This is a genomic window from Pseudomonas sp. HY2-MNA-CIBAN-0224 (assembly GCF_040310285.1).
GTDB lineage: Bacteria > Pseudomonadota > Gammaproteobacteria > Pseudomonadales > Pseudomonadaceae > Aquipseudomonas > Aquipseudomonas helleri.
Map to the genome: position 1 here is coordinate 1 of NZ_JBEOPQ010000212.1, position 408 is coordinate 408.

The following is a 408-nucleotide window of genomic DNA, read 5'->3' on the forward strand; positions in this document are numbered from 1 at the left end:
GGATATTAGTATCTTGATATTCATCGACCATGATGTAGCGATATTGGTTTTGTAGTAATTGTCTAAATGTGTCATTGGTCTTTAAATGGCGCACGACTTGGCTAATGATGTCATCAAAATCATAGAGATGATTGGCGCGTTTATACTCGTGAAAGTCGACAGCCAACTGCTCGATAATGGGAATATGAATAGCGATATCAGGATAATTATCTTCGATCAAATTACGAATAGGAATGCGCCGATTTCTAGAGGTTGAAAAGATATTTTGTAAGGTCTTCTTGCGTGGAAAAGCTTGGCTTTTGGTTTGCGCAGGATACTTTTTTTCTTTATGAATTAAATCGATCGCATCCTCGCTATCGCCTGTATCCAAGATAGTAAATCGTGGGTTGATACCGAGCAGCCCTGAAT

General features: G+C 39.0%; 1 protein-coding gene. It reads right to left on the reverse strand.

The genetic code is table 11. The features are described from left to right. The coding region (locus AAEZ03_RS26070) for a UvrD-helicase domain-containing protein (RefSeq protein ID WP_350582637.1) at window positions 1-370 on the reverse strand (370 nt) is incomplete at its 3' end. Between the last annotated feature and the right edge of the window lie 38 nt (window positions 371-408).